The 2591-nt window shown below is 35.3% G+C and carries 2 pseudogenes; both read left to right on the forward strand.

Annotated elements, in window-relative coordinates:
* A pseudogene (gene budA, locus BHE89_RS14400) lies at nucleotides 1-751 on the forward strand (acetolactate decarboxylase); the annotation flags it as partial.
* Nucleotides 752-819: 68 nt separating this feature from the next.
* Nucleotides 820-2500, forward strand: a pseudogene (gene alsS / locus BHE89_RS14405) (acetolactate synthase AlsS).
* Nucleotides 2501-2591: the final 91 nt, after the last annotated feature.

Consider the following 2591-nt stretch of genomic DNA (forward strand, 5'->3'; position numbering starts at 1 on the left):
GGCAGGAAATAATAACTAACATAAACAATTATATTAATAATCATCCCGAATGTACTATTTATCAAATTCATTAATGAGTAGTTTAATTGCGGGTGTATATGATAGCGATGTTACTATTGCTGATTTATTAAAGCATGGTGATTTTGGTTTGGGGACTTTCGAGCAACTTGATGGTGAACTCGTTGCATTCGACAATAATGTTTTTCAATTACGCTCCGATGGGAGTGCTCGTGAAGCTTTACATTCTCAAAAATCCCCTTTTGCTGTAATGACATTTTTTAATTGTGATATTGAACATCACTTTTCTTATGGTGCATCACAAAAAGAAATACATAATATCATTAATCAGTATGTTCCTTCCGACAATCTATTTTGTGCAATCAGAATTGAAGGTGAATTTGAATTAGTTAAAACACGCACGGTTCCTCGTCAAGAGCCTCCCTACTTACCCATGTTAGACGCTATCGAAGATCAGCCTCTTTTCACATTTCATCATGAAACAGGGATTATTGCAGGTTTTCGTTCCCCACAATTTACTCAAGGGATCAATGTTGCTGGTTTTCATGAACATTATATTAATCAACAACGTCAAGGTGGAGGTCATGTTCTTGATTACTACTTAAAAAAAGGAATATTAAAAATCGGTATTATTTCCCGCTTTACCATTGACTTACCCAATCAATCATCTTTTCTTCAAGCTAACTTAATGCCAGACAACCTCCATCAGGCAATAGAACAAGCCGAAAATTAATTTAAAAAACGGCTTCACTTTATTCTCAATCCAATTTTTTATTCACTTGCAAAATCAAAGAAGGTTATATGAATACTCCTCATTGGAAATGTGGTGCAGATTTAGTTGTCAAACAATTAGAACGACACGGCATAAAACAAGTATTTGGTATTCCGGGTGCGAAAATTGATCGTGTATTTGATTCTCTTGTTGATTCTAGTATTGAAACAGTGGTTGTTCGTCATGAAGCTAACGCGGCATTTATGGCTGCTGCCGTTGGACGTTTAACTGGTAAAGCGGGCGTTGCTATCGCAACATCAGGGCCGGGTTGTTCTAATCTTACAACGGGCATCGCAACAGCAACGTCAGAAGGTGATCCATTAGTTGCATTGGGAGGCTCAGTAAAATCCTCTGATAGATTAAAATTAGTTCATCAAAGCATGGATACCGTTACCATGTTTAATCCTATCACTAAATTTTGTGCTGAAATTGACTCCTCAAAATCAATTTCTGAAACCATGGCGAATGCCTTTCGTCATGCGGAATCTGGAAGACCCGGTGCGGCTTTTTTAACTTTTCCAATGGATATTTTAAATAATGAAGTTAATAGCCCAATATTAGTCCCAAAATCAAAATCCAATATTGGTAGTGCAAATAATGAAGCTATTCAAGAAGCCGTTAAATTGCTATTGAATGCTAAAAAGTGCGGTTATTTTATTAGGACTACAAGCGAGTTATCCTGAAAATGCATTAGCATTACAAAAGTTACTTGATATTTGCCCTCTACCGATTGTAGGTACTTATCAATCAGCTGGAGCAATTGCTCAACGCCATTTTTCTTTATTTGCTGGTCGTATTGGTTTATTTAACAATCAGCCCGGTGATGAATTATTATCTCACGCTGATTTAGTCATTACTTTAGGTTATAGCCCTATCGAATATGAACCTTCATTGTGGAATCACAATAACGCTAATATCATTCATATTGATGAAATTCCAGCTGAAATCGATTTAGCTTACTGCCCTGATTTAGAATTAACAGGAAATATCAAATTAACGATTGATAATTTAACTCAATATTTTTCTAAACAATCGGCATCTCAAATGACACTCTCAAATAATACTCATCAGATTTTAGAAAAAATTCGTCACCAAAGAGAAGCTCTGCAACAAAACAGTTATTTTCGTCATGGTTCTCCGATTCATCCTTTAACCATCATTTATGAGATGCAAAATATTATTGATAACGATGTAACACTCTGTATTGATATGGGAAGTTTTCATATATGGCTTGCACGTTATCTATACAGTTTTAAAGCAAGACAAATGTTAATTTCTAATGGACAACAAACTATGGGCGTTGCATTACCTTGGGGAATTGGCGCTTCTTTTGTTCGACCTTCAGATAAAATTATTTCTGTTTCTGGTGATGGTGGCTTTATGCAATCGTCCATGGAATTAGAAACTGCCGTTCGGTTAAATACAAATATCTTGCATATTATCTGGGTAGATAACGCTTACAATATGGTAGAAATGCAAGAGCAAGAAAAATATGGTCGTTATTCTGGCGTAAAATTTGGTGCAATTGATTTTAAACGTTACGCTGAATCTTTTGGAGCTAAAGGATTTTATGTTGAATGTGCTTCTCAATTACGTACCGTTTTATACGAAGCAATGGCTGTGACGGGTCCTGCGGTTCTTGCTATTCCTGTCGATTATAGTGATAACGCTAAATTGATGGAACACATTGATTATAATTTGATTATTTAGTCTATTCTAAACTAATCACATAAAAGCCCTCAGTAATATAAAATACTATTGAGGGCTTTCTCATATAGCCTTACTGTTTATTTTAATTTAA

The sequence above is a fragment of the Shigella sp. FC1967 genome, from assembly GCF_001743005.1.
In the GTDB taxonomy this organism is placed as follows: Bacteria; Pseudomonadota; Gammaproteobacteria; order Enterobacterales; family Enterobacteriaceae; genus Proteus.